Source organism: Burkholderia sp. BCC1996, from assembly GCF_905339955.1.
Lineage (GTDB): Bacteria > Pseudomonadota > Gammaproteobacteria > Burkholderiales > Burkholderiaceae > Burkholderia.
On record NZ_CAJPHM010000006.1, the window covers coordinates 71,835 to 97,565 of the forward strand.

The 25,731-nt window shown below is 68.3% G+C and carries 24 protein-coding genes; 18 read left to right on the plus strand and 6 right to left on the minus strand.

The window, feature by feature from the left end; genetic code table 11:
• Positions 1-12 precede the first annotated feature (12 nt).
• The 14 genes from mtgA to U4Z64_RS10450 all read left to right on the plus strand — a co-directional run bounded on the left by mtgA (position 13) and on the right by U4Z64_RS10450 (position 14,921).
• Positions 13-750, plus strand: coding sequence for a monofunctional biosynthetic peptidoglycan transglycosylase (gene mtgA, locus U4Z64_RS10385; protein WP_124892853.1), 738 nt, complete (start codon positions 13-15; stop codon positions 748-750).
• A gap of 428 nt (positions 751-1,178) precedes the next feature.
• The gene (locus tag U4Z64_RS10390) at positions 1,179-2,789 is read left to right on the plus strand and encodes a S10 family serine carboxypeptidase-like protein (RefSeq protein ID WP_321819906.1); all 1,611 of its coding nucleotides are present in this window, start codon (positions 1,179-1,181) and stop codon (positions 2,787-2,789) included.
• Positions 2,790-2,873: 84 nt separating this feature from the next.
• Positions 2,874-3,278, plus strand: a complete 405-nt coding sequence (locus tag U4Z64_RS10395) for a hypothetical protein (protein ID WP_044844191.1) — start codon at positions 2,874-2,876, stop codon at positions 3,276-3,278.
• A gap of 347 nt (positions 3,279-3,625) precedes the next feature.
• Complete coding sequence (locus tag U4Z64_RS10400) at positions 3,626-4,525, plus strand: IclR family transcriptional regulator (RefSeq protein WP_321819907.1); 900 nt, start codon at positions 3,626-3,628, stop codon at positions 4,523-4,525.
• On the plus strand, positions 4,522-5,547 hold the full coding sequence (locus U4Z64_RS10405; RefSeq protein ID WP_321819908.1) for a 2-dehydro-3-deoxygalactonokinase: 1,026 nt from the start codon (positions 4,522-4,524) through the stop codon (positions 5,545-5,547). The genes U4Z64_RS10400 and U4Z64_RS10405 overlap by 4 nt, the downstream gene beginning before the upstream one ends.
• A 22-nt stretch (positions 5,548-5,569) precedes the next feature.
• Positions 5,570-6,247 carry a 2-dehydro-3-deoxy-6-phosphogalactonate aldolase gene (locus U4Z64_RS10410; RefSeq protein ID WP_321819909.1) on the plus strand — a complete coding sequence of 226 codons (678 nt, stop codon included), beginning with the start codon at positions 5,570-5,572 and terminating at the stop codon, positions 6,245-6,247.
• Entirely contained in the window at positions 6,247-7,026 is a 780-nt protein-coding gene (locus U4Z64_RS10415; RefSeq protein ID WP_124520043.1) for an SDR family oxidoreductase, read from the plus strand. Before U4Z64_RS10410 ends, U4Z64_RS10415 begins: the two co-directional genes overlap by 1 nt.
• A gap of 102 nt (positions 7,027-7,128) precedes the next feature.
• Positions 7,129-8,124, plus strand: coding sequence for an arabinose ABC transporter substrate-binding protein (locus U4Z64_RS10420; protein WP_044844187.1), 996 nt, complete (start codon positions 7,129-7,131; stop codon positions 8,122-8,124).
• Positions 8,125-8,191: 67 nt separating this feature from the next.
• On the plus strand, positions 8,192-9,712 hold the full coding sequence (gene araG / locus U4Z64_RS10425) for an L-arabinose ABC transporter ATP-binding protein AraG (RefSeq protein ID WP_044844186.1): 1,521 nt from the start codon (positions 8,192-8,194) through the stop codon (positions 9,710-9,712).
• 80 nt (positions 9,713-9,792) lie between these two features.
• Entirely contained in the window at positions 9,793-10,809 is a 1,017-nt protein-coding gene (gene araH / locus U4Z64_RS10430) for an L-arabinose ABC transporter permease AraH (RefSeq protein ID WP_044844185.1), read from the plus strand.
• A gap of 23 nt (positions 10,810-10,832) precedes the next feature.
• Positions 10,833-11,648 carry an SDR family oxidoreductase gene (locus tag U4Z64_RS10435; RefSeq protein ID WP_321819910.1) on the plus strand — a complete coding sequence of 272 codons (816 nt, stop codon included), beginning with the start codon at positions 10,833-10,835 and terminating at the stop codon, positions 11,646-11,648.
• A 74-nt stretch (positions 11,649-11,722) separates the two neighbouring features.
• A complete protein-coding gene (locus U4Z64_RS10440) occupies positions 11,723-12,787 on the plus strand; it encodes an aldose 1-epimerase (protein ID WP_321819911.1) in 1,065 nt (354 codons plus the stop codon).
• Positions 12,788-12,826: 39 nt separating this feature from the next.
• Positions 12,827-13,654, plus strand: a complete 828-nt coding sequence (gene pyrF, locus U4Z64_RS10445; protein ID WP_044844182.1) for an orotidine-5'-phosphate decarboxylase — start codon at positions 12,827-12,829, stop codon at positions 13,652-13,654.
• A gap of 208 nt (positions 13,655-13,862) precedes the next feature.
• Entirely contained in the window at positions 13,863-14,921 is a 1,059-nt protein-coding gene (locus U4Z64_RS10450) for a hypothetical protein (RefSeq protein ID WP_044844181.1), read from the plus strand.
• A gap of 42 nt (positions 14,922-14,963) precedes the next feature.
• Here the strand turns inward: U4Z64_RS10450 and U4Z64_RS10455 are convergent, their stop codons facing one another.
• The 3 genes from U4Z64_RS10455 to thiL are packed head-to-tail and all read right to left on the minus strand — an operon-like array spanning position 14,964 to position 17,065.
• Positions 14,964-15,464: a CinA family protein gene (locus U4Z64_RS10455; protein ID WP_321805142.1), complete on the minus strand. Its 501-nt coding sequence runs from the start codon at positions 15,462-15,464 to the stop codon at positions 14,964-14,966.
• Positions 15,465-15,495: 31 nt separating this feature from the next.
• Positions 15,496-16,041, minus strand: a complete 546-nt coding sequence (locus tag U4Z64_RS10460) for a phosphatidylglycerophosphatase A (protein ID WP_321819912.1) — start codon at positions 16,039-16,041, stop codon at positions 15,496-15,498.
• The gene (gene thiL, locus U4Z64_RS10465) at positions 16,031-17,065 is read right to left on the minus strand and encodes a thiamine-phosphate kinase (RefSeq protein WP_321819913.1); all 1,035 of its coding nucleotides are present in this window, start codon (positions 17,063-17,065) and stop codon (positions 16,031-16,033) included. The genes U4Z64_RS10460 and thiL overlap by 11 nt, the downstream gene beginning before the upstream one ends.
• Positions 17,066-17,165: 100 nt before the next feature.
• Here thiL and U4Z64_RS10470 point away from each other — a divergent pair, with 100 nt between their 5' ends.
• The 3 genes from U4Z64_RS10470 (at position 17,166) to U4Z64_RS10480 (ending at position 20,895) form a co-directional block, all read left to right on the plus strand.
• Positions 17,166-19,508, plus strand: coding sequence for an NADP-dependent malic enzyme (locus U4Z64_RS10470; protein ID WP_311769724.1), 2,343 nt, complete (start codon positions 17,166-17,168; stop codon positions 19,506-19,508).
• A 375-nt stretch (positions 19,509-19,883) separates the two neighbouring features.
• A complete protein-coding gene (locus U4Z64_RS10475; protein WP_321819914.1) occupies positions 19,884-20,315 on the plus strand; it encodes a ribonuclease in 432 nt (143 codons plus the stop codon).
• Positions 20,316-20,331: 16 nt separating this feature from the next.
• Positions 20,332-20,895: a barstar family protein gene (locus U4Z64_RS10480; protein ID WP_044844247.1), complete on the plus strand. Its 564-nt coding sequence runs from the start codon at positions 20,332-20,334 to the stop codon at positions 20,893-20,895.
• Positions 20,896-21,086: 191 nt separating this feature from the next.
• On the opposite strand, the gene U4Z64_RS10485 is transcribed toward U4Z64_RS10480, so the two are convergent.
• The 3 genes from U4Z64_RS10485 to speE form a co-directional block, all read right to left on the minus strand.
• On the minus strand, positions 21,087-21,854 hold the full coding sequence (locus U4Z64_RS10485; protein ID WP_321819915.1) for a 16S rRNA (uracil(1498)-N(3))-methyltransferase: 768 nt from the start codon (positions 21,852-21,854) through the stop codon (positions 21,087-21,089).
• 17 nt (positions 21,855-21,871) lie between these two features.
• Positions 21,872-22,288 (minus strand): VOC family protein, encoded by a 417-nt coding sequence (locus tag U4Z64_RS10490; RefSeq protein ID WP_044844175.1) that lies wholly within the window; start codon positions 22,286-22,288, stop codon positions 21,872-21,874.
• 215 nt (positions 22,289-22,503) lie between these two features.
• Positions 22,504-23,361: a polyamine aminopropyltransferase gene (gene speE, locus U4Z64_RS10495; protein WP_257768620.1), complete on the minus strand. Its 858-nt coding sequence runs from the start codon at positions 23,359-23,361 to the stop codon at positions 22,504-22,506.
• 215 nt (positions 23,362-23,576) lie between these two features.
• Here speE and tkt point away from each other — a divergent pair, with 215 nt between their 5' ends.
• Positions 23,577-25,649, plus strand: a complete 2,073-nt coding sequence (tkt, locus tag U4Z64_RS10500) for a transketolase (RefSeq protein WP_044844173.1) — start codon at positions 23,577-23,579, stop codon at positions 25,647-25,649.
• Positions 25,650-25,731: the final 82 nt, after the last annotated feature.

Below are 25,731 nucleotides of genomic sequence, written 5' to 3' on the forward strand. Positions count from 1 at the left end.
GGAGCGCGGCACGTGGTGGCGGTCAGCGGCACGCAGCGCACGCGCACGGTCGGCGCGACGCGCTGGCTCGTCTATGCGGGTTCGGTGTTCGCGGGCGCATGGCTCGCGACGCAGCTGTTCTATCTCGTGCAGATCGCCGCGTGGTCGTTCATCAATCCCGGTTCGACCGCGTTCATGCGGACCGACGCATGGTGGCTGTCGCGCGACAACCCGCCCGCGCGGATCCAGCACCAGTGGGTGCCATACGACCAGATCTCGCGCAACCTGAAGCGCGCGCTGATCGCGTCGGAGGATTCGACCTTCGCGACCAACAACGGCTACGACGTCGACGCGATCCTGCAGGCATGGGAGAAGAACAAGGCGCGCGGCCGGATCGTCGCGGGCGGTTCGACGATCACCCAGCAGCTCGCGCGCAACCTGTTCCTGTCGCGCGAGAAGAGCTACATCCGCAAGGGGCAGGAGCTGATCATCACGTGGATGCTCGAGACGGTGCTCGACAAGGAGCGGATCTTCGAGATCTACCTGAATTCGGTCGAATGGGGCCGCGGCGTGTACGGCGCCGAGGCCGCCGCCCGTTATTACTACAGGATTCCCGCGAGCCGGCTCGGCGCGTGGCAGTCGGCGCGCCTCGCGGTGATGCTGCCGAAGCCGCGCTGGTTCGACGCACACCGCGGCTCGGCCTACCAGGCGCAGCGCGCGGCCGTCATTGCCCGCCGGATGGGCGCGGCCGAACTTCCGCAATCGCAGTGAGCGGCGCACCCGCGCCGTCGCATTGTCCGTTCCGTCGCCGGTGCGCCATTGGTGCACTGCAGTGCATTCGTGATGCCCGCATTTCGGGCCGCATCCATTAGACGAATTCGTCTATTTCGCTTTGCTGAGCAATGCCCGCACGCGCGGAATTTTGTTTGTCGATATGGCACGAAATCCGCGTGATTTTTAGTGCTCCGGAGTAAACACGAAAGCAATCGAAAGGCGACTGAAAAGCGACGGTTCGCGAATCGAAGCATTCCTGAAAGGTGTGCACTGCACCGCCCGCCGATCGAGTATTTCCAAATTTTTCAAAGCCGACCCGCTCGCGTATATTGGCCGGCGCCTCGGCTTATCGGCCGCAATCGAGGCGGGGGGCGGCTCACCCGGCTGCTCGACACAAAAAAACATTCGAGAGAAGGAAAGCAACGATGCCAGCGAGCAAAGCGAAGCTGTGGTTGGGAGTTGTGTTCTCTTCGCTGATTCTGACGGCCTGCAACGACGACGTGACCCCGTCCTCGGCAGCAGGTACCGACAATTCAGCCGATCCCGCCGCTCAGGTGGACAGGCCGTACAACGATCCCAACAGTTATTCATCGAGCGCGACCGCATCGCTCGACGCGTCCGCCGCGGTCGAAAAGGCCGCCGTCACCCATCACCAGATCACGCTGAACGGCAAGACGATTCGCTACACGGCCACCGCCGGCCATCTCGTCGCGCGCAATCCGCAGACGGGCGCGCCCGAAGCCTCGTTCTTCTACATCGCGTACACCGCGGACAACCAGCCCGCGGCGAAGCGGCCCGTCACGTTCCTGTACAACGGCGGCCCCGGTTCCGCATCGGTGTGGCTGCATCTCGGCTCGTTCGGTCCGAAGCGGATCCAGACGGGCGACCCGAACGCGAATGCCTCGACGTTCCCGTTCGTCGACAACGCGGAAAGCCTGCTCGACACGACCGACCTCGTGTTCGTCGATGCGATCGGCACCGGCTTCTCGGAGGCGATCGCGCCGAACACGAACCAGACGTTCTGGGGTGTCGACCAGGACGGCGGCGCGTTCCGCGACTTCGTGACGCGCTACATCGCCGTGAACCGGCGCAACGATTCGCCGAAATACCTGTTCGGCGAGTCGTACGGCACGCCGCGCACCGACGTGCTCGCGAACCTGCTCGAGACGGCCGGCGTGAAGCTCGACGGCATCGTGCTGCAGTCGTCGATCCTGAACTACAACGCGAACTGCGACATGGCGAGCGACTATGTCGGCAACTCGAACAACGGGGCGAGCCCGGTGAGCTGCGCGGGCTTCGTGCCGTCCTACGGCACCGTCGGCGCGTACTACCAGCTCGACAATCCGAACCCGTCGAGCCTGCCGCAGTACGCGGACCAGATGCGCCAGTTGACGGCCGGCAGCTACACGCCCGCCGTGAACGCCTATCTCGCGAGCCACACGCCGCCTCCGCCTGCGCTCGTCACGACGATGGTGAATTCGACCGGCGTGAAGCAGTCGCTTTGGAGTGCTGACTTCAACGTGGTCCCGACCTTCTTCGACAACAGCTTCCAGGTGGCGCTGATCCCGGGCACGCTGATCGGCCGCTACGACGCACGCGTGAACGTGCCGTCGTCGAGCCCGCTCGCGGCGGACGGGGACCCGTCGAGCACGTTCATCACGAAGCCGTTCACCGACACGATCGGCAGCTACCTGCCGAACGTGCTGAAGTACAGCGCGCAGTCGGCGTATTCGCTCAGCAGCAATGCGATCGAGACCTGGGACTGGACGCACGACGGCCTCGCGATGCCCGACACGATTCCCGATCTCGCGGCTGCGCTGACGTTGAATCCGTCGCTGAAGGTGCTGTCGCTGAACGGGTATCACGACATCGCGACGCCGTTCTACCAGACCGAGCTCGACCTCGCGCGGCTCGGCACGCAACCGAACCTGACGATCAAGGACTATCAGGGTGGACACATGGTCTATCTCGACGATACGTCGCGTCCGCAGGAGAAAGCCGACCTCGTGACTTTCTACAACGCGGCCGCGCACTGATGCGATGTGCGGGCCTGGCGACGCGCGCCCGCGGCGGCGCCGTTCGCCGGCCGTCGACGACCTCATTCCAGACTGGAGCCTGACATGAAGAAACGTTTCATCGTCGTTGCCGCGGCGCTCGCATGCGCCGGGGTTGCAGCATCCGCATCGGTGTCCGCGTTCGCGCAGGCGAGCGACGCCGCCACCCCGGCGCGCGCGCGCCAGGCGCAGCTCGGCGATCCATACGTGCCGCCGGCCGCGCGCAAGCCGACCGCCGGCACGCAGACGACGGGCGCCGCGCTGCACGCGCAGGTGGTGCGCAAGCTCGCGCGGCAGTTCGGCGCGGCCGACACGCAGAACACCGGCTCGATCACCGAAGCGCAGGCGCGCGCGGCCGGCCTCGGCTACGTCGCGAACCACTTCCGGCAGATCGACGCGAACGGTAGCGGCCGCGTGTCGTTCTCCGACGTGCAGCGCTACATGCAGGCGCGCAGCACGAACCAGCAGTAAGCGCGCCGCGCGCGGATAACGGGGGCGGGACCCGCAACGTGTCGGGTTCCGCCCCCGTGCGCATGGCGCGGCGGTTCCGCGCCGAATGCCGCGGCTTCCGTCGCTTTTCTCATTATCTGGACAATGCACTCAAATATTGGAGGCGAGTGCGTGCGCTCCTACAATCCGAAGCACATCGACAGCTTCGGACCCACGCATCGCGCGGCGCCCGACGCACACGGAGACACCTTCCATGACGTTCGCCGGGCGCTTTCCTCGGTGCATCGACCGCCGCGTTGCCGCGACGCCCGACTTCGTTCCGGCCTCGCGACAGCGGCTAGACCGATTCCGCTGAAGAAGCCCGTTCCATGACCAAGATGCCCGATAACCTTGCTCTCGACGCCCGGCGCGCGACGCCGGACGATGCGCCGCTGACCGACAGCATCGGCGCGACCAGCACGCCGCTCGACCTCGCCGCGCAGCAGGCCGGCACGCAGACGCTGCTGCGCGGCCTCGCGATCCTCGAAGCGATCGCGAACGGCGCGCGCGACATGCGTGCGATCGGCGCCGCGCTCGGCACGACGCGCAGCACGACGCACCGTCTCGTCAGCAGCCTCGTGCAGGCGCGCTACCTGCGCCAGGTGCAGGGCGGCTACCTGCTCGGCCCGAAGCTGATCGAACTCGGCACGATCGCGCTCGAGCAGATGCCGCTCACGGCGGTTGCACGGCCGCACCTCGAGGCGCTCGCCGAAGCGACGCTCGACACGATCCACCTCGGTGTGCGCGACGGCGACGACGTGCTGTACATCGACAAGATTCCCGGCACGCGCGGCCTCGAGATGCGTTCGCGCGTCGGCCACCGGATGCCGCTCGCGTCGACCGGCATCGGCAAGGCGATGATGCTCGACCTCGATCCGGACCGGTGGCGCTCGCTGTTCGAAGCCGCGCGGCGCGCGCTGGCCGGCGTCAATTTCAAGCCGGACAACCGGCCCGAGACGAGCGCGTTCCTGCAGCGCATGGCGCATTACGCGGCCGGCGGCTACACGTTCGACCTCGAGGAAAACGAAGCGTCGATCCGCTGCGTGGCCGCGCCGATCCGCGACGCGTCGGGCGCGATCGTCGCCGCCGTATCGGTCGCGAGCACGATCCCGTACATGCCGCACGACCGGATGGACGAACTGATTCCGCTCGTGCAGCGCGAAGCGCGAGCCATTTCCGCGGAACTGGGCTGGAGCCCGCCGCAGGGTACCCGCAGGATCAAACGATGACCCATTCGACCCGGACCGCTCCGGACGCCAACTCCGCCGCCCCGTCGCTGATCGCGCTCGACTGGGGCACGACGTCGCTGCGCGCGTATCTGTTCGACGCGCACGGCGCGCTGCTCGACACGCGCAGCCGCGCGGCAGGCGTGATGCACGTGCCGGCCGGCGGCGCGCGTGCCTTCGACGTCGTGTTCGAGGAAGCGTGCGGCGACTGGCTCGACCGCGCGCCGGGCGTGCCGGTGCTGGCGGCCGGGATGGTCGGCAGCGCGCAGGGCTGGCGCGAGGCGCCGTACGTCGCGGTGCCGGCCGGCGCCGACGCGCTCGTCGCGGGGCTCGTCACGGTGACGACGGCGCGCGGCACGACGGTGTCGATCGTGCCGGGCGTGATCGCGACGGGCGAATTGCCCGACGTGATGCGCGGCGAAGAAACGCAGATATTCGGCGCACTCGCGAACGATCCCATGCTTGATGCCGATCGTTCAGGGGTACTGATCGGCTTGCCGGGCACGCATGCGAAGTGGGCATGGGTGAAGGACGGGCTCATCGAGCGCTTCCAGACCTTCATGACGGGCGAGCTGTTCGCGGCGCTGCGCGATCACACGATCCTCGGCCGCACGATGCGCGCGAGCGCGTCGCCCGACCGCGCGGCGTTCGCGCGCGGTGTCGCGGTGGCCCGCGGCGCGCAGCGCGCGGGGCTGCTCGCGACGATCTTCAGCACGCGCACGCTCGGCCTGACCGACCGGCTCGCGCCCGATGCGCAGGGCGACTATCTGTCCGGGCTGCTGATCGGCCATGAGCTGAACGCGCTCGACGCGATGCTCGCGGAGCGCGGTGTCGCGCTCGCGAACCAGCCGCTGCTGCTGATCGGCGACGACGGATTGTGCATGCGCTACGTCGACGCGCTGAGCGTATTCGGCTGCACGCATGCACGCGTCGTCGCACAGGCGACCGAGCGCGGCTTGTGGTGGATCGCGTCGCGTGCCGGACTCGTGCGCGCGGATGGCGAACCCGTCTGCGCCGACCAATGAACCGATTGAAGAGGAACCGCCGATGTCGTCCGACCTTACGCTGCCCGCGCCGTACACGCCGCACGCCGCGCTGATGCGCGCGTTCGACGCGTGCCCGCTGATCGCGATCATGCGCGGCATCGCGCCCGCGGAAGCTGTCGACCACGGCCTTGCGCTGCATGAAGCCGGCTTCCGGATCGTCGAGGTGCCGCTGAACTCGCCCGATCCGTTCGGCAGCATCGCGGCGCTGCGCCGCGCGCTGCCCGACGACATGATCGTCGGCGCGGGCACCGTGCTGCGCGCCGAATTCGTCGACCGCGTGCAGGACGCGGGCGGCACGCTGATCGTGATGCCGCACAGCGACGCGGCGGTGATCCGCCGCGCACGCGAGCGCGGGCTCGCGAGCGCACCGGGCGTCGCGACGCCGACCGAGGCGTTCGCCGCGCTCGCGAACGGCGCCGACGTGCTGAAGATGTTCCCGGCCGAGCAGCTCGGCGTGCCCGTCGTGAAGGCGTGGCGCGCGGTGATCGACCGCGCGGTGCCGCTGCTTCCGGTCGGCGGGATTACGCCGGACAACATGCAGCCGTTCCTCGCGGCAGGCGCCGACGGCTTCGGCCTGGGTTCGGCGCTGTACCGGCCCGGCCAGTCGGCGGACACGACCGCGGCGAACGCACGCGCGTTCCAGGCCGGCCTGCGCGCGGCGCGCGGCGGAGCCGCATGATGGAACGCCTCGCGGGCAAGGTCGCGATGGTGACGGGCGCGGGCCGCGGGATCGGCGCCGCGATCGCGCAGGCGTTCGCACGCGAGGGCGCGGCCGTCGCGCTCGTCGACCTCGACTTCGCGCAGGCGCAGCGCACGGCCGCGGCGATCACCGACGACATCGACGGCGCGCGCGTGCTGGCGCTGCATGCGGACGTCGCGCGGCAGGACTCGGTACGCGACGCGCTCGCGCAGACCGAAGCGGCTTTCGGCCCGCTCGACGTGCTGGTGAACAACGCGGGCATCAACGTGTTCGCCGATCCGCTGACGATGACGGACGACGACTGGCGCCGCTGCTTCGCGGTCGACCTCGACGGCGTGTGGCACGGCTGCCGCGCGGCGCTGCCGGGCATGGTCGAGCGCGGCCGCGGCAGCATCGTCAACATCGCGTCGACGCATGCGTTCCGGATCATCCCGGGCTGCTTTCCGTACCCGGTTGCGAAGCACGGCGTGCTGGGCCTCACGCGTGCGCTCGGCATCGAATACGCGGCGCGCAACGTGCGCGTGAACGCGATCGCGCCCGGCTACATCGAGACGCAGCTCACGCGCGACTGGTGGGATGCGCAGGCCGACCCCGCCGCGGCGCGCGCCGAGACGCTCGCGCTGCAGCCGATGAAACGGATCGGCAAACCGGAGGAAGTCGCGATGACGGCCGTGTTCCTCGCCTCCGACGAGGCGCCGTTCATCAATGCCGCGTGCATTACCGTCGACGGCGGGCGCGCGGCGCTGTACCACGACTGACGCAACGATTCGACAGACCGCACGTGCGACGGCCGCGCGCACGCTGCGTCGAAACCAACAAGCGGCTGCATTCCGTTCGATGAAGACAAGGAGACACTGGAGATGAAACGCAGAACGTTCGTAACGCTGGCCGCCGCGGCCGCGGTGGTGATGGGAAGCCCGGTGGCGCACGCGGCCGACCCGGTCAAGATCGGCTTCCTCGTGAAGCAGCCGGAAGAGCCGTGGTTCCAGGACGAATGGAAGTTCGCCGAGATCGCGGCGAAGGACAAGGGCTTCACGCTCGTGAAGATCGGTGCGCCGTCGGGCGAGAAGGTGATGAGCGCGATCGACAACCTGTCCGCGCAGAAGGCGCAGGGCTTCATCATCTGCACGCCTGACGTGAAGCTCGGGCCGGGCATCGTCGCGAAGGCGAAGTCGCACAACCTGAAGATGATGACGGTCGACGACCGTCTCGTCGACGGCGCGGGCAAGCCGATCGAGGCGGTGCCGCACATGGGGATCTCCGCGTACAACATCGGCAAGCAGGTCGGCGACGGCATCGCGGCCGAGATCAAGAAGCGCGGCTGGAACATGAAGGACGTCGGCGCGATCGACATCACCTACGAGCAGCTGCCGACCGCGCACGACCGCACGAGCGGCGCGACCGATGCGCTGGTGGCCGCGGGCTTTCCGAAGGCGAACGTGATCGCGGCGCCGCAGGCGAAGACCGATACCGAGAACGCGTTCAACGCGGCGAACATCGCGCTCACCAAGAACCCGCAGTTCAAGCACTGGGTCGCCTACGGCCTGAACGACGAGGCCGTGCTCGGCGCGGTGCGCGCGGCCGAAGGGCGCGGCTTCAAGGCGGACAACATGATCGGCATCGGCATCGGCGGTTCCGATTCGGCGTTGAACGAGTTCAAGAAGCCGCAGCCGACGGGCTTCTACGGCACCGTGATCATCAGCCCGAAGCGCCACGGCGAGGAAACCTCCGAGCTGATGTACACGTGGATCACGCAGGGCAAGGCGCCGGCGCCGCTCACGCTGACCACCGGCATGCTTGCGACGCGCGACAACGTGTCGAAGGTGCGCGAGGAGATGGGGCTTGCCTCGAAGTAAGCGGCACGCCGGCCGCCGCGGCGATGCGGCGGCCGGCGATCGATGGATCTGCAAGTGGGGAGACGACGTGTCAGCGGCACTGCGTTTTGACAATATCGGCAAGGTATTTCCCGGCGTGCGCGCACTCGACGGCATCTCGTTCGACGTGCACGCGGGCGAGGTGCATGGCCTGATGGGCGAGAACGGCGCGGGCAAGTCGACGCTGCTGAAGATTCTCGGCGGCGAATACCAGCCCGATGCGGGCAGCGTGCTGGTCGACGGCCAGCCCGTGCATTTCTCGAGTGCGGCCGCGTCGATCGCGGCCGGCATCGCGGTGATTCACCAGGAGCTGCAGTACGTGCCCGACCTGACGGTCGCGGAGAACCTGCTGCTCGGCCGCCTGCCGAATGCGCTCGGCTGGGTGAGGAAGGGCGAGGCGAAGCGCCACGTGCGCGAGCGGCTCGCGGCGATGGGCGTCGATCTCGATCCGGACGCGAAGCTCGGCCGCCTGTCGATCGCGCAGCGGCAGATGGTCGAGATCTGCAAGGCGCTGATGCGCAATGCGCGCGTGATCGCGCTCGACGAGCCGACGAGCTCGCTGTCGCATCGCGAGACCGAGGTGCTGTTCAAGCTCGTCGACGACCTGCGCGCGCAGGGCCGCGCGCTGATCTACATCTCGCACCGGATGGACGAGATCTACCGGCTGTGCGATGCGTGCACGATCTTTCGCGACGGGCGCAAGATCGCGTCGCACGAATCGCTCGCCGACGTGCCGCGCGAGCGACTGGTCGCCGAGATGGTCGGGCGTGAAATTTCGGATATCTACCATTACGCGCCGCGCGCGCTCGGCGACGTGCGGTTGTCGGCCGAAGGCGTCGATGGTCCGGCGCTGCGCGAACCCGCGAGCTTCTCGGTGCGCGCGGGCGAGATCGTCGGGTTCTTCGGCCTCGTCGGCGCGGGACGCAGCGAGCTGATGCGGCTCGTGTACGGCGCCGACCGCCGGCGCGCGGGCACGCTGACGCTCGACGGCCGGCGTATCGACGTGAAGCGCACCGGCGACGCGATCCGTCACGGCATCGTGCTGTGTCCGGAAGACCGCAAGGAGGAAGGGATCATCGCGATGGCGTCGGTCGCGGAGAACATCAACATCAGCTGCCGCCGTCATTCGCTGCGCGCGGGCCTGTTCATCGACCGCAAGACCGAAAGCGAAACGGCCGACCGCTTCATCCAGCGGCTGAAGATCAAGACGCCGAACCGGCGGCAGAAGATCCGCTTCCTGTCGGGCGGCAACCAGCAGAAGGCGATCCTGTCGCGCTGGCTCGCGGAGCCCGACCTGAAGGTCGTGATCCTCGACGAGCCGACGCGCGGCATCGACGTCGGCGCGAAGCACGAGATCTACGACGTGATCTACCGGCTCGCGGAGCGCGGCTGCGCGATCGTGATGGTGTCGTCGGAGCTGCCGGAAGTGCTCGGCGTGTCCGACCGCATCGTCGTGATGCGCGAAGGGCGGATCGCAGGCGAGCTGCCGCGCGAACGGGCGAACGAGCATGCGGTGCTGAGCCTCGCGCTGCCGCAGACGAGCGTCGTCGAGGCGGCTGACGCAGTGTGAGGTCGCCGCGGGCGACGCAGGACATTCGAATCGATCACGCGCGGCGCGGGCCGCGCGACGCAGGAGCAGGAGACACAACCATGCAAGTCAGGGAAAACCTCGCCAGCGCAGCCGTGAAGCCGTCGGCCGACGCGCTGGTTCCACAGCAGAGCGACCGCCAGAAGTGGTGGCAGCACCTCACCGAATACAGCCTCATTGCGATCTTCGCGGTGATGTTCTTGACGATGTCGCTGACGGTCGATCACTTCTTCTCGATCGACAACATGCTCGGCCTCGCGCTGTCGATCTCGCAGATCGGGATGGTCGCGTGCACGATGATGTTCTGTCTGGCCTCGCGCGACTTCGACCTGTCGATCGGCTCGACCGTCGCGTTCTCGGGCGTGCTGTGCGCGATGGTGCTGAACGCGACCGACAACACGTTCGTCGCGATCGTCGCGGCGGTCGCGGCAGGCGCCGCGATCGGCTTCGTGAACGGCGCGGTGATCGCGTACCTGCGCATCAACGCGCTGATCACGACGCTCGCGACGATGGAAATCGTGCGGGGGCTCGGCTTCATCGTGTCGAAGGGGCAGGCGGTCGGCGTGTCGTCGGATACCTTCATCGCGCTCGGCGGGCTCACGCTCTTCGGCGTGTCGCTGCCGATCTGGGTCACGCTGCTGTGCTTCATCGTGTTCGGCGTGCTGCTGAACCAGACCGTGTACGGCCGCAACACGCTCGCGATCGGCGGCAACCCCGAGGCGTCGCGTCTCGCGGGGATCAACGTCGAACGCACGCGCGTGTACATCTTCCTGATCCAGGGCGCGGTGACGGCGCTCGCCGGCGTGATCCTCGCATCGCGCATCACGTCGGGCCAGCCGAACGCCGCGCAGGGCTTCGAGCTGAACGTGATCTCCGCGTGCGTGCTCGGCGGCGTGTCGCTGATGGGCGGCCGCGCTACGATCTCGGGCGTCGTGATCGGCGTGCTGATCATGGGCACCGTCGAGAACGTGATGAACCTGCTGAACATCGACGCGTTCTACCAGTACCTGGTGCGCGGCGCGATCCTGCTCGCGGCCGTGCTGCTCGACCAGCTGAAGAACCGCGGCGTACGCGACTGACCGATTCCACGGAGACGATTCGCATGACCATCGAAACTTCCGCGCCGGATCCGCGCGCCGCGCGCGACGCGCGTTATGCGCGCTACCCGAGCCTCGAGGATCGCGCGGTGCTGATCACGGGCGGCGCGACCGGCATCGGCGCGGCGTTCGTCGAGCACTTCGCGCGGCAGGGCGCGCGCGTGGCGTTCGTCGATCTCGACGCACAGGCGGGCCAGGCGCTCGCGGAAAGCCTCGCGCAGGCGCCGGACGTGCGCCACGCGCCGCTGTTCCTGCCGTGCGACCTGACCGACGTCGACGCGTTGCGCCGCACGATCGACGCGATCCGCGCACGGATCGGCGCGATCGCGGTGCTCGTGAACAACGCGGCGAACGACACGCGCCACGCGATCGGCGACGTGACGCCCGCGTCGTTCGACGCGGGCATCGCGGTGAACCTGCGCCACCAGTTCTTCGCCGCGCAAGCGGTGATCGACGACATGAAGCAGCGCGGCGGCGGCGCGATCATCAACCTCGGCTCGATCAGCTGGATGCTGAAGAACGGCGGTTATCCCGTCTACGTGATGGCGAAGGCGGCCGTGCAGGGCCTCACCCGCGGGCTCGCGCGCGATCTCGGCCCGTTCGGGATCCGCGTGAATTCGCTGGTGCCCGGCTGGGTGATGACCGACAAGCAGCGCAGGCTGTGGCTCGACGACGCGGGCCGGGCGGCGATCAAGGCCGGCCAGTGCATCGACGCCGAGCTGCTGCCGGACGATCTCGCCCGGATGGCGCTGTTTCTCGCGGCCGACGACAGCCGGATGATCACCGCGCAGGACGTGGTGGTCGACGGCGGCTGGGCCTGATTGCCGATGTCCGTGTTCGCGCGGCACCGCGCGACGATCCGTATCGCTTCATCGACGAAGCAAAGGAGTTCACCATGACCGCCACGTCCTCGCGCGCAGCGTCGTCGTCCACGAGCCAGTCGCGCCGTGCGCGCCTGGCTGCCGCCGCGCAGCCGGTCAGCGCCGGCCCGCAGACCGCCACGTTCGCGCAGGGCGTCGGCGCCGCGCATGCGGCGGCCGTCACGCTGTCGAGCGCGGCGTTGCGGCTCGACGTGCTGCCCCACCTCGGCGGCGGCATCGCGCGCTTCGACTGGCGCGGCGACCACGGTGCGCTGGTGCCGGTGTTCCGACGCTGCGAACACCCGGAGACGGCGACGGACCCGAACGCACTCGCGTGCTATCCGCTGCTGCCGTATTCGAACCGGATCGGCAACGGCCGCTTCGAATGCGACGGGCGCAGCGTCGCGGTGCCGCGCAACCGCCGCGACGAGCCGCTGCCGATCCACGGCGACGGCTGGCTCGCGCCGTGGCAGGTGGACGACGCGACCGACACCACGCTGCAGCTGTCGCTCGATCGCGCGAGCGGCGCGCCGTACGCGTTTCGTGCGATCCAGTCGTTCGCGCTCGACGACACGACGCTGTCGATCGCGCTGACGATCGAGAACGTGGGGCGCGCACGGCTGCCGTTCGGGCTCGGCTTGCACCCGTTCCTGGTGCGCGACGACGCGACCGAGCTGGCCGCGGCCGCGGGCGGCCTGTGGCTGTCGGGCGCGGATTTCCTGCCGGTGCGGCACGTGTGCGTGCCGCCGGCGTGGCAGTTCGGCGTCGCGTATCCGCTGCCGGCGACGCTCGTCAATCACGCGTTCACCGGCTGGGGCGGCCACGCGACGGTGAGCTGGCCGCACCGCGGGCTGTTGCTGACGATCGCGGCCGACGCCGATGCGTACGTGCTCTATACGCCGCCCGGCGAGCCGTTCTTCTGCTTCGAGCCGGTCGATCATCCGATCAATGCGGTGAACCTGCCGGGCGGCGCGGCCGCGCACGGGATGACGCTGCTCGCGCCGGGCGAGCGGCTCACGCGGCGTTTCGCGTTCACCGTCGAGCGCGCCGATGCACGGGTCGACGCCGCCGTGCGCGAAGGCCGCCGGCGACGCGGGTAAAATACGCGGTCTATCAACGGTTTGCCGCGAGTATCCGCCATGTCTTCCCCGCTTACTTTCATCGAATCGCTGCGCGCCGCGTGGCAGCGCACGAATTCGCTGCTGTGCGTCGGCCTCGATCCCGAGCCGTCGCGTTTTCCCGTGCAGTTCGACGGCCAGCCCGACGCGATCTTCGAGTTCTGCCGGCAGATCGTCGACGCGACCGCGCAGTATGCGAGCGCGTTCAAGCCGCAGATCGCGTACTTCGCCGCGCATCGCGCGGAAGACCAGCTCGAGCGGCTGATCGCGCACATCCACCTCCAGCACCCGGGCCTGCCCGTGATCCTCGACGCGAAGCGCGGCGACATCGGCAGCACTGCCGAGCAGTACGCGCGCGAAGCGTTCGAGCGCTATCGCGCGGACGCGGTCACCGTGAACCCGTACATGGGCTACGACTCGGTCGAGCCGTACTTCGAGCATGAAGGCAAGGGCGTGATCGTGCTGTGCCGCACGTCGAACCCGGGCGGGTCGGACCTGCAGTTCCTCGAAACGGGTGGCCGGCCGCTGTACCAGGTCGTGGCCGACCTCGCGGCGAACAAGTGGAATGCGAAGAACGGCCAGCTCGGCCTCGTGGTCGGCGCGACGTTCCCGAAGGAGATCGAGATCGTGCGCGGGATCGTCGGCGACATGCCGCTCCTGATCCCCGGCATCGGCGCGCAGGGCGGCGACGTGCAGGCGACCGTCAACGCGGGCCGCACCGCCGACGGCACCGGGATGATGATCAACTCGTCGCGCGCGATCCTGTACGCGAGCAAGGGGGAGGATTTCGCCGAAGCCGCCGCGCTCGCCGCGCAGAAGACGCGCGATACGATCAACGCGCATCGCTGAAATATCGCTGAGTCACAGGCCGTCCGCCCGGGCGGCCTTTCAATGCCGAACCCGCATCCGCGGGCCGCGCGCCTGCCTCGCGTGTTTGCCGTCCTGGCGCACGCGAACAACTTCCCGTCGCTTGCGCACCGCATGCCCGCGCCACAATCGCGCGATGCTGCCGCTTGTCATCGATCCGTCACCAGAATGTCATAAAAGGAGCGGCGCCATGCCCAAGCTGTCCCGACGTCTTCTCAGCGCGCTTGCCGCGTCGTTGTGCATGTCGTTCGCTCACGCGGCGGACCTGTCGCACTGGCCGGCGGACAGCGCGAAGGCGCTGAACGCGATGATCGCCGCGCACGCGAACCGCGGCGACTACGCGGTGTTCGACGCCGACAACACCACCTATCGCTACGACCTCGAGGAGTCGCTGCTGCCGTATCTCGAGAACCGCGGCGTGCTGACGCGCGACTCGCTCGATCCGTCGCTGAAGCTGATCCCGTTCAAGGATTCCGCCGACTACAAGGAGTCGCTGACGAGCTACTACTACCGGCTCTGCGAGATCGACGACCTGGTCTGCTATCCGTGGATTGCGCAGGCGTTCGCGGGGCTGTCGCTGGCCGACCTGAAGCGCCACGTCGACGCGATGCTCGCCGACGGCAAGCCGGTGCCGATCCGCTACTGGCAGGGCGACAAGGTCGTCGACGGCACCGCGAACCCGCCGCGCTTCTTCCGCGGCATGCAGGAGCTGTACAACGCGCTGCGCGAGAACGGGATCGAGGTGTACGTGATGACCGCCGCGCACGAGGAGCTCGCGCGGCTCGTGCTGTCCGATCCGAAATACGGCTACAACGTGAAGCCGCAGAACGTGATCGGCGTGACGACGCTGCTGCGCGACCCGGCGACGGGCGCGCTGACCACGTCGCGGCTGCAGATCAAGGCCGGCAAGTACGACGAGGCCGCGAACCGCAATCTCGTGATCACGCCGTTCCTGATGAACCCGATGACGTGGTACGAAGGCAAGCTCGGCTCGATCGCCGGCTGGATCGACCAGTGGAAGAAGCCGGTGCTCGTCGCGGGCGACACGCCGAAATCCGACGGCTACATGCTGCTGAACGCGACCGACGTCGCGCGCGGCGGCGTGCGCGTGTGGGTGAACAAGAAGGACAAGCAGATGGCGCAGATCCGCGCATGGTCGGACGAATCGGCCGCGCAGCAGAAGGCGCTCGGCCAGCCGGTCACGGCGGACAAGAACTGGATCGTCGTGAAGCCCGACGCGATCCAGTAAGCGGCGAGGGGCGGCGGCCGCCCCTGCCGTCGCGCGGGGGAATCAGCCTTCGCGCTCGTCGAGCAGCTTGAGCAGCCCGCGCAGCGCGTGCGCGGCCGCCTGCGTGCGGATCTGCTCGCGGTCGCCCTTGAACACGAGCGTTTCGACGTCGGTATGCAGCCGGTTGCTCCACGCGAACGACACGGTGCCGACCGGCTTCTTCTCGCTGCCGCCCGCCGGGCCGGCGATGCCGGTGACCGACAGCGCGACCTGCGCGCGGCTGTTGCGCAGCGCGCCCTCGGCCATCGCGCGCGCGACCGGCTCGCTGACGGCGCCGTGTTTCTCGATCAGGTCGGGCGGCACGCCGATCATGTCGATCTTGGCCTGGTTCGAGTAGGTGACGAAGCCGCGCTCGAACCACTGGCTGCTGCCGGAGATGTCGGTGATCGCGGCGGCGATCATGCCGCCCGTGCAGGATTCGGCGGTGGCGAGCGACAGGTGCTCGTCACGCAGCTTGTTGCCTGCGCGGATCGCAAGCTGATGGACGACGGAATCGGTTGGCATGCGCGTCGGGAAACGGGAGTCGGGAAATCGGTCAGCCGACGACGGAGCGCCAGAAGGCGATCACGAGCAGCGTCATGAACGCGGCGATCAGGTCGTCGACCATGATGCCGAGCCCGCCTTTCACGCGACGGTCGAAATAGCGGATCGGCGGCGGCTTGAGCATGTCGAAGCAGCGGAACACGACGAACGCCCACAACTGGCCGATGAAGGTCGCGGGCGTGACGAACAGCATCACGAGCCAGATCGCGACGATCTCGTCCCAGACGACGGCGCCCGGATCGCTCGTGCCCATCCTGCGTGCGGTGAAACCGGTGACCCACGTGCCCGCCGCGAAACCGACCGCGATCAGCGCCCACCATTCGGGCACCGTCAGGTAGCGGTTGAGCACGACGAACGCGAGCCAGCCGAACAGCGTGCCGAACGTGCCGGGCATGAACGGCGCGAGCCCGCTGCCGAAGCCGAGCGACACGATGTGCGCCGGGTGCGACAGCATGAAGCGCGCGGTGGCGCGCTGCGGCGCGTTGCGGGCGGCGCCTGGCGCGGCCGCGGATTGCGCGGTCGTCGGGTCAGTCTGCATGGAAGTGGTCGAAACCGTGCAACGTGAGAGTCAGGGGCGCGCCGGCGGCGTCGCGCCACGCGATCGCGGGCTGCTCCGACGGCGACGACAACGCATGTATTGTACCGACTCGCGTGACCGGAACCCCGGCGCTCGCGCCCGCTGCCTCGATCGCCGCGCGGGCCGCGGCCGGCGCGGTGAAGCACAGCTCGTAGTCGTCGCCGCCGGCCAGCGTGCAGCGTCGCTGCACGTCGGGCGGCAGCGTCGCGAGCGCGGCCGAGCGCGGCACCGCGTCGGCGTCGATCTCGGCGCGCACGTTCGAGCGGGTCAGGATGTGCCGCAGGTCGCCGGCGAGGCCGTCCGAGATGTCGAGCGCCGCATGCGCGACGCCCGCGAGCGCGAGCCCGAGCGCAATGCGCGGCTCCGGGCGCTCGAGTGCGTGCCGGAACGCGGCGGCTTCGTCCGCGCCGGCGGTCCATTCGCCGCGCGCGAGCCCGAGCCCCGCGCGCGCGTCGCCGAGCGTGCCGGACACCCAGACGTCGTCGCCGTCGCGCGCGGCGTCGCGCCGCAGCGCCGCATCCGGCGCGACTTCGCCGAACACGGTCACGCACAGGTTCAGCGGCCCGCTCGTCGTGTCGCCGCCGATCAGCTCGCAGCCGAACCGCTCGGCGAGCGCGAACAGGCCGTTGCTGAACGCCTCGAGCCACGCCGCGTCGGCGCGCGGCAGCGCGCACGCGAGCGTGAACGCGCGCGGCTCGGCGCCCATCGCCGCGAGATCCGACAGGTTGACCGCGAGCGTCTTGTGGCCGAGCGCGTCGGGCGCGACATCGGGGAAGAAATGGCGGCCCTCGACCAGCATGTCCGTCGAAATGGCCAGCAATTTGCCGGATCGCGGCGCGATCAGCGCGCAATCGTCACCGATGCCGAGCGTCGACGCACGCGCCCCCCGGGCCGCGCGGCGCGCGAAGAAGCGATCGATCAGCGAAAACTCGGACAGGGCGGCTGGCACGGCGGAGGAACCCGGAAGCGGTGAAAGGAATGGCATTGTACGCAGCGAGCGGTGCCGTTCCTGCACCGTTCAGTACATTTATGTCGCGGCTGTCGCACCCGAATCGCAGGTCTGACGGCCTTCGATTGGCGCTACAATGCCGTCGAACAGTCATTCTAATCCGCCCGCCACGAGACACATGTCGACCCAAGCCTCCTCCAAAGCCAAGCTCCGCGAAGCCGCTCTCGACTATCACGAATTCCCGACGCCGGGGAAGATCGCGATCGCACCGACCAAGCAGATGATCAACCAGCGCGACCTCGCGCTCGCGTATTCGCCGGGTGTCGCGTATGCGTGCGAGGAGATCGTCGAGAACCCGCTGAACGCCGCGCGCTTCACCGCGCGCAGCAACCTGGTCGGCGTCGTCACGAACGGCACGGCGGTGCTGGGGCTCGGCAACATCGGCCCGCTCGCGTCGAAGCCGGTGATGGAAGGCAAGGCGGTACTGTTCAAGAAGTTCGCCGGCATCGACGTGTTCGACATCGAGCTGAACGAGTCGGACCCGCACAAGCTGGTCGACGTGATCGCCGCGCTGGAGCCGACCTTCGGCGGCATCAACCTGGAAGACATCAAGGCGCCGGACTGCTTCATCGTCGAGCGCGAAGCGCGCAAGCGGATGAAGATCCCGGTGTTCCACGACGACCAGCACGGCACCGCGATCGTCGTGGCCGCGGCCGTCACGAACGGCCTGAAGGTCGTCGGCAAGGACATCAAGAAGGTGAAGCTCGTCGCGTCGGGCGCGGGCGCGGCCGCGCTGGCGTGCCTGGACCTGCTGGTCGACATCGGCCTGCCGCTCGAGAACATCACGGTGACCGACCTGGCCGGCGTGGTCTACAAGGGCCGCACCGAGCTGATGGATCCGGACAAGGAGCGTTTCGCCCGTGAAACCGAAGCCCGCACGCTGGCCGAGGTGATCGACGGCGCGGACATCTTCCTCGGCCTGTCGGCCGCCGGCGTGCTGAAGCAGGAGATGGTGAAGGGCATGGCCGAGCGCCCGCTGATCCTCGCGCTCGCGAACCCGACGCCGGAAATCCTGCCGGAACTGGCGCTCGAAGTGCGCCCCGACGCGATTCTCGCGACCGGCCGCACCGACTACCCGAACCAGGTCAACAACGTCCTGTGCTTCCCGTTCATCTTCCGCGGCGCGCTCGACGTCGGCGCGACGACGATCACGCGTGAAATGGAAATCGCGGTCGTCAACGCGATCGCCGAACTCGCGCAGCACGAGCAGAGCGACATCGTCGCGACTGCCTACGGGATCCAGGATCTGTCGTTCGGGCCCGAATACCTGATTCCGAAGCCGTTCGATCCGCGCCTGATCGTCAAGATCGCGCCGGCCGTCGCGCAGGCCGCGATGGACGGCGGCGTCGCGACGCGCCCGATCGAGGACATGGAAGCCTACAAGCAGCACCTGCAGCAATTCGTGTATCACAGCGGCACGACGATGAAGCCGATCTTCCAGCTCGCGCGCAGCGCGCCGGCGGAGAAGAAGCGCGTCGTGTTCGCGGAAGGCGAGGAAGAGCGCGTGCTGCGCGCCGTCCAGATCATCGTCGACGAGAAACTCGCGAAGCCGATCCTGATCGGCCGTCCGTCGGTGATCGAGCACCGTATCCAGCGTTACGGCCTGCGCCTCACGCCGGGCACCGACTTCACGGTCGTCAACACCGAGCACGACGAGCGCTACCGCGATTTCTGGCAGACGTACCACAAGATGATGGCGCGCAAGGGCATCAGCGAGCAGCTGGCCCGTGTCGAGATGCGCCGCCGCACGACGCTGATCGGCTCGATGCTGGTGAAGAAGGGCGAAGCGGACGGGATGATCTGCGGCACGATCAGCACCACGCACCGCCACCTGCACTTCATCGACCAGGTGATCGGCAAGCGCCCGGGCTGCAGCGTGTACGCGGCGATGAACGGCCTCGTGCTGCCGGGCCGCCAGATCTTCCTGGTCGATACGCACGTGAACGTGGATCCGACCCCGGAGCAACTCGCCGAGATCACGATCATGGCTGCCGAGGAAGTGCGCCGCTTCGGCATCGAACCGAAGGTCGCGCTGCTGTCGCACTCCAACTTCGGCACGAGCAACGCGCCTTCGGCGCAGAAGATGCGCGATACGCTCGCGATCCTGCAAGAACGTGCGCCGGAATTGAAGGTCGACGGCGAAATGCACGGCGACGTCGCGCTCGACGCGGCGCTGCGCAAGGAAATCCTGCCGGAATCGACGCTGGAAGGCGACGCGAACCTGCTGATCCTGCCGAACATCGATGCCGCGAACATCGCGTACAACCTGCTGAAGACGGCGGCCGGCAACAACATCGCGATCGGGCCGATCCTGCTGGGCGCGGCCCAGCCGGTGCACGTGCTGACCGAATCGGCGACCGTTCGCCGCATCGTCAACATGGCGGCGCTGCTGGTCGCCGACGTGAACGCCGCACGCTGAGCGGAATGAACGCGCGGCGTCGGTCGAACCGCTGCCGCGCGGCGGGCGAAATTGTAAACAAAAGCAAAAAGAGGCGTGCCCGCAATGGGCACGCCGCGGGCAGGGCGCAAACGCGCTTCCCATAAGCAACAGCGGCATCTCTCCACCCAGGTTAGCGGGCGTGGCAAGGAGGCAGGTCTTGCCATGCGAGAGATGCCGCGGATATTTTATCTCACGTAAGATAAATGTAGTCTTATTTCGGTAAAAAATGCGCGATTCGGGGCGGAGCCAGCCTTTCGGTTCCCAAACGAACATTGATTCGCGCGGACAATAGCGCTACGCTAACGCCTTTGGTTGGTCGTCAACTACTTGATTTAACAGCGGGAACCCTGGTTCATGGCACGCAAGTGGCTCCGCAACGGCGCGCTCGCGTCCGTCTTCGCGATGTTCGCGATGGGTATCGTCGGTACACCGACGGGCAGTCTGGTTTCCGCCGCTTACGCACGGCAGGCCGTTTCGGCCGACCTGGCCGTCGGCGGGGTCGATACGATCCCGACCGCCCGTCTGCCGCGCGAGGCCGTGACCACGCTTGGCCTGATCGGCGCCGGTGGCCCCTATCCGTACGAGAAGGACGGCGTCGTCTTCGGCAACCGCGAGCGGATCCTGCCGAAGGCGAAGCGCGGCTACTACCACGAGTACACGGTGCCGACGCCGCGCGCGCGCAATCGCGGCGCGCGCCGGATCGTCTGTGGCGCGCCATTGCGCCGGATCGACAACTGTTATTACACGGACGACCACTACAACAGTTTTAAACGTATTGTTGAATGACTTCGGGATGAACGGCATGAGCGACTCCATCTACGCGCACGATACGGCGGCGGCGGAACTGTTCGCGGCCGGCGACGGCAACCTGTTTCAGCGCGTGATCCAACTTCACGCGGCGGCACAGGCTGGCGTCGCGGCGGAGCAACAGGAAGCCGAGCCCGGGCTTTCATCGAACGAGGAGCCTATGAGCCTTTTCACGACCGTGCGACCCAATCTCGTGCAGTCGATCCGCGCGTTCCGCGTGCAGGATCTCGCCGACGAAGCCGGCCGGCTCGGCCAGCATTTCCTGTACGCGTATTGCGGTGCCGCGCAGTCGAAGCAGGAAGTGATGGAGACGATCGCGACGTCGTTCCTGTTTCCGAAGCATTTCGGCAAGAACTACGACGCGCTGTACGACTGCCTGACCGACCTCGTCGCGAAGGCCGGCGCGCAGCCCGGTTTCGTGATCGTTCTCGAAGGGTTGCCGATCGCGCAGAAATTCGACAAGGAAGGGCGCGAGACGCTGCTCGACGTGTTCCGCGAAGCCGCCGAGTTCTGGGCCGAGCGCAAGGTCGCGTTCCGCGTGTTCTATTCGTTCGCGTAAAGCACGGATCCGCTGGCCGCCCGAGCGCGGCCGATTCGGCAAAAAGCCCGCATCGCGCGGGCTTTTTTGCGTCTGCGTTCCGGCCGATGGGCGCCAGGAAGTCACGCGCGGCGTCGGTCCGAACGTGCGTCAGGCATCGGGCCGGCGTCGGTCATTTCGGGTGCATGCCACGCCGGCCGCGCCCCGACGCATCACCATCCGCCCCAGCGCGCGGCCAGCGCCGCCAGCACGGCCGCGCCGGCCGTCTCGGTGCGCAGCACGCGCGGGCCGAGCGACAACGCGGTGAACCCGTGCGCGCGGGCCGCGTGTTCCTCGTCCGGCGACAGCCCGCCTTCGGGCCCGATCAGCAGCGTGACGGCCGCCGCGGGCGGCGCGTCGGGCAGCGACGCAAACGGGATGCTCGCGCGCGGCGACAGCAGCAACCGCAGCTCGCCGTCGGCCGGCGCGGCCGGCAGCGCATCGAGCCACGCGCCGAAGCCGCGTACCGGCGCGACGTCGGGCACGCGGTTGCGCCCGCATTGTTCGCACGATGCGCGCACGACGCCGCGCCAGTGCGCGACGCGCTTGTCCGCGCGCTCGCCGGACAGTTTCACGACGCCGCGCGCCGTCGACAGCGGCACGACCGCCGCGACGCCAAGCTCGACGGCCTTCTCGATCACCCAGTCCATCTTGTCGCCGCCGGCGATGCCTTGCGCCAGCGTCACGCGATAGGGCGGCTCGGCCTCGGCCGGATCGAACGCTTCGAGCTGCGCGAGCGCGCCGCGCTTGTCGATCTCGACGAGCCGCGCGCGGTACTGGCCGCCGCTGCCGTCGAACAGTGCGAGCGCGTCGCCGGGCTGCAGCCGCAGCACTTGCGCGTGCCGCGCGACGTCGGCCGGCAACGCGAGCGTCGTATCGGCGCGCAGCGCCGCTTCGACGAAGAAACGCGGCACGGCCGCGGTGGTGGTGGCTTCACTCATGCGTATCGCGGCTCCGTTCATGCAGCCAGGCGGCGCGCGAGCGCCCAGCGGTAGCCGTCGAGATCCTCGATCTGGGCGAAGCGGTCGCCCCAGAACTGATCCTGCGGCGAGGTCAGCGATTGCGCGCCCGCGTCGAGCGCGCGCTGCCAGGTTGCGTCGACGTCGTCGACATACAGGTAGAAAGACTGCGGAGCGGTTGCGTGCGCACTCTTCGGCGTGAGCGCGATCGAGCCGAAGGCGCCTTCGGGCGCGAACATCACGATCAGCTGCCCGCGGTAGGTCATCTCGACGTGCATGATCGCGCCGTCCTCGTCGAGGACGTCGCGCAATTCGAAGCCGAAAGCGGCCTTGAAGAACTCGATGGTCGCGTGCGCATTGCGCACGGCCAGGTAAGGCGTCAACCAAGGCACGTTGGCCGGACGTGGATCGGTCATGAAATCTCCTGTCGAACGGGGTTGGCGCTTGAGCGGTGACTCCGGTCCCATGCTTTGCAGTCCAACGGATATTGGCGCGCGGGCGCCCGGGGCGGCACCGCGCCGTGCAGAGGATACGCAGGCGGGCCCGCCTGCGTCGCGCCGGGCCCGCGCGTGGCGGGTCGGGCGCGGCAGAAAGCGTGGCCCGCCCGCGAAGCGATGCTCCGCCGGGCAGCTCAGCGACGAACGCCCAGTGTATCGCGCAGCGCGCGCGGCAGGGCAAAGAGGGCCGCATGGAGTCGCGCGTCGTAGTAGCGCAAGCCCTGCACGCGGCGTGCGGCGAGCCGTTCGTCGATGTCGTGCGCGAACAGCGCGGCCGCGTCGAGCGTGTCGCTCGCGATCGCCATCAGCCACTGGGATCCGTACAGCGGCACGTGCGCGGACAGCGGATCGACGACCGCGAAGCTCGCGCGCAGATCGTCGAGCAGCGCGGCGATGCGCGCCGTGTGGAACACCGGCGAGCCGAGATGCATCGAGATCGCGCCGCACGGCGTGAGGATCCGCTTGAGCCGCGCGTAGAACTCGCGCGTATAGAGGCCGGCCGCCGGCGAGTCGGGCGGCGTGAGGTCGAACACGACGAGATCGAAATGCTCGACGGTCGACGCGACGAAATGCGCGGCGTCGCCGATCACGACCGCGACGCGCGGGTCGTCGAGCGCGCCCTGGTGCACGTCGTCGAGATAGCGGCGCGCCATGCCGATCACCTCGTCGTCGAGCTCCGCGACGACGATCCGCTCGATGCACGCGTGCTTGAGCAGCTGGCGCGCGGCGCCGCCGTCGCCCCCGCCGAGCACGAGCGCCTTCCTCGGGCACGGGTGCGCGAGCGCGGCCGGGTGCGTCATGCACTCGTGGTACACGTATTCGTCGCCGACCGACGTCATCGGCCGGCCGTCCAGCGTGAACAGGCGGCCGAGCTGCGGGGTTTCCCAGACCTCGATGTGCTGGTGCGGCGACGCGACGTGCGCGAGCCGGCGTGCGTTCGGGAAGCCGTACGCGACGTCGGGCGTGGGATGGAAGAGAAGGGTCGTGTTCACGGGCGGGCCGCTCGGGCAGACAGTTCCGACGTCTGAATTATAGGAGGCGGGCGGTTTGGCGGAAAACCGTGCCGGAACACTACGCGCCGACAAGGGAAATGTCAGCCCATCTGTTAAAATGACGAGCTTTGCAGCCCCGTCCGTAGGCTCCGTCCGCTTCGCGTCCGTCAGGCGCCGCACTGCGCGCCGGGAACGATTGACGCTCGAGCTTCCGGATGCCGCCGTGCCCCCGTTTCCTCGACTCGTTCTCCGGACTCGACATGACGACTTCGTCTCCCGCCTCCACCACCCTGATGGCCAATGCGATCCGTGCGCTCGCGATGGACGCCGTCCAGCAAGCGAACTCCGGCCACCCCGGCATGCCGATGGGCATGGCCGAAATCGGCGTCGCGCTCTGGTCGCGCCACCTGAAGCACAACCCGACGAACCCGCACTGGGCGGACCGCGACCGCTTCGTGCTGTCGAACGGCCATGGCTCGATGCTGCTGTACTCGCTGCTGCACCTGACCGGCTACGACCTGCCGATGGAAGAACTGAAGAACTTCCGCCAGCTGCACTCGAAGACGCCGGGCCACCCCGAATACGGCATCACGCCGGGCGTCGAGACGACCACCGGCCCGCTCGGCCAGGGTCTCGCGAACGCGGTCGGCATGGCGCTCGGCGAAGCGCTGATGGCCGACGAGTTCAACCGTGACGGCGCGAAGATCGTCGATCACCACACGTACGTGTTCCTCGGCGACGGCTGCCTGATGGAAGGCATCTCGCACGAAGCCTGCTCGCTCGCGGGCACGCTGAAGCTGAACAAGCTGATCGCGCTGTACGACGACAACGGCATCTCGATCGACGGCGACGTCGTGAACTGGTTCCACGACGACACGCCGAAGCGCTTCGAAGCGTACGGCTGGAACGTGATCCCGAACGTGAACGGCCATGACGTCGACGCGGTCGACGCGGCGATCGCGAAGGCGAAGCTGTCGGACAAGCCGACGCTGATCTGCTGCAAGACGGTGATCGGCAAGGGCGCGGCGACCAAGGCGGGCGGCCACGACGTGCACGGCGCGGCGCTCGGCGCGGAAGAAATCGCGAAGACGCGCGCGGCGCTCGGCTGGACCTGGGAGCCGTTCGTGATTCCGCAGGAAGTCTACGCAGCGTGGGACGCGAAGGAAGCCGGCAAGCGCGCCGAGACCGAATGGGACGCGACGTTCGCCGCCTATCGCGCGAAGTTCCCGGCAGAAGCTGCCGAATTCGAGCGCCGGATGGCCAACAAGCTGCCGGCCGACTGGGCCGAGAAGGCTGCGGCGATCATCGCCGGTGCGAACGAGCGCGCCGAGACGGTCGCGACCCGCAAGGCGTCGCAGCAGGCGATCGAAGGGCTCGCCGCCGCACTGCCGGAACTGCTCGGCGGCTCGGCCGACCTGACCGGCTCGAACCTGACCAACTGGAAGGCATCGAAGGCGGTCCGCGCGAATCCGGAAGGCGCGGGCGTGCTGCTCGGCAACCACATCAACTACGGCGTGCGCGAATTCGGCATGAGCGCCGCGATCAACGGCCTCGCGCTGCACGGCGGCCACAAGCCGTTCGGCGGCACGTTCCTGACGTTCTCCGACTACAGCCGCAACGCGCTGCGCGTCGCGTCGCTGATGAAGGTCCCGTCGATCTTCGTGTTCACGCACGACTCGATCGGCCTTGGCGAAGACGGCCCGACGCACCAGTCGATCGAGCACGTGTCGAGCCTGCGCCTGATCCCGAACCACGACGTCTGGCGTCCGGCCGACACGGTCGAGACGGCCGTCGCCTGGACCCACGCGGTTGCCGCCGACCGTCCGTCGAGCCTGATCTTCAGCCGCCAGAACCTCGCGTTCAACCCGCGCACCGACGCGCAGATCGCCAACATCGAGAAGGGCGGCTACGTGCTGAAGGACTGGGACGAAGAGATCGTCGCGCGCAAGATCATCCTGATCGCGACGGGCTCGGAAGTCGAACTCGCGATGAAGGCCGTCGAGCCGCTCGCGCAGCAGGGCATCGCGGCCCGCGTCGTGTCGATGCCGTCGACCAACGTGTTCGACCGCCAGGACGCCGAATACCGCGAACGCGTGCTGCCGCACGGCGTGCGCCGCGTCGCGATCGAAGCGGGCGTGACCGCGTTCTGGCACAAGTACGTCGGCCTCGAAGGCGGCGTCGTCGGGATCGACACGTTCGGCGAATCGGCGCCGGCCGGCGTGCTGTTCAAGTACTTCGGCTTCACCGTCGAGCACGTCGTCGAGACCGCCAAGGCCGTGCTGGCCTAAAAGCATTCGCGACGCGCGCCACCCCTCGCGCGCGTCGCACCGTGAAGCTGCACGAAACGAATTTTTTCAGCCATCAGGAGAT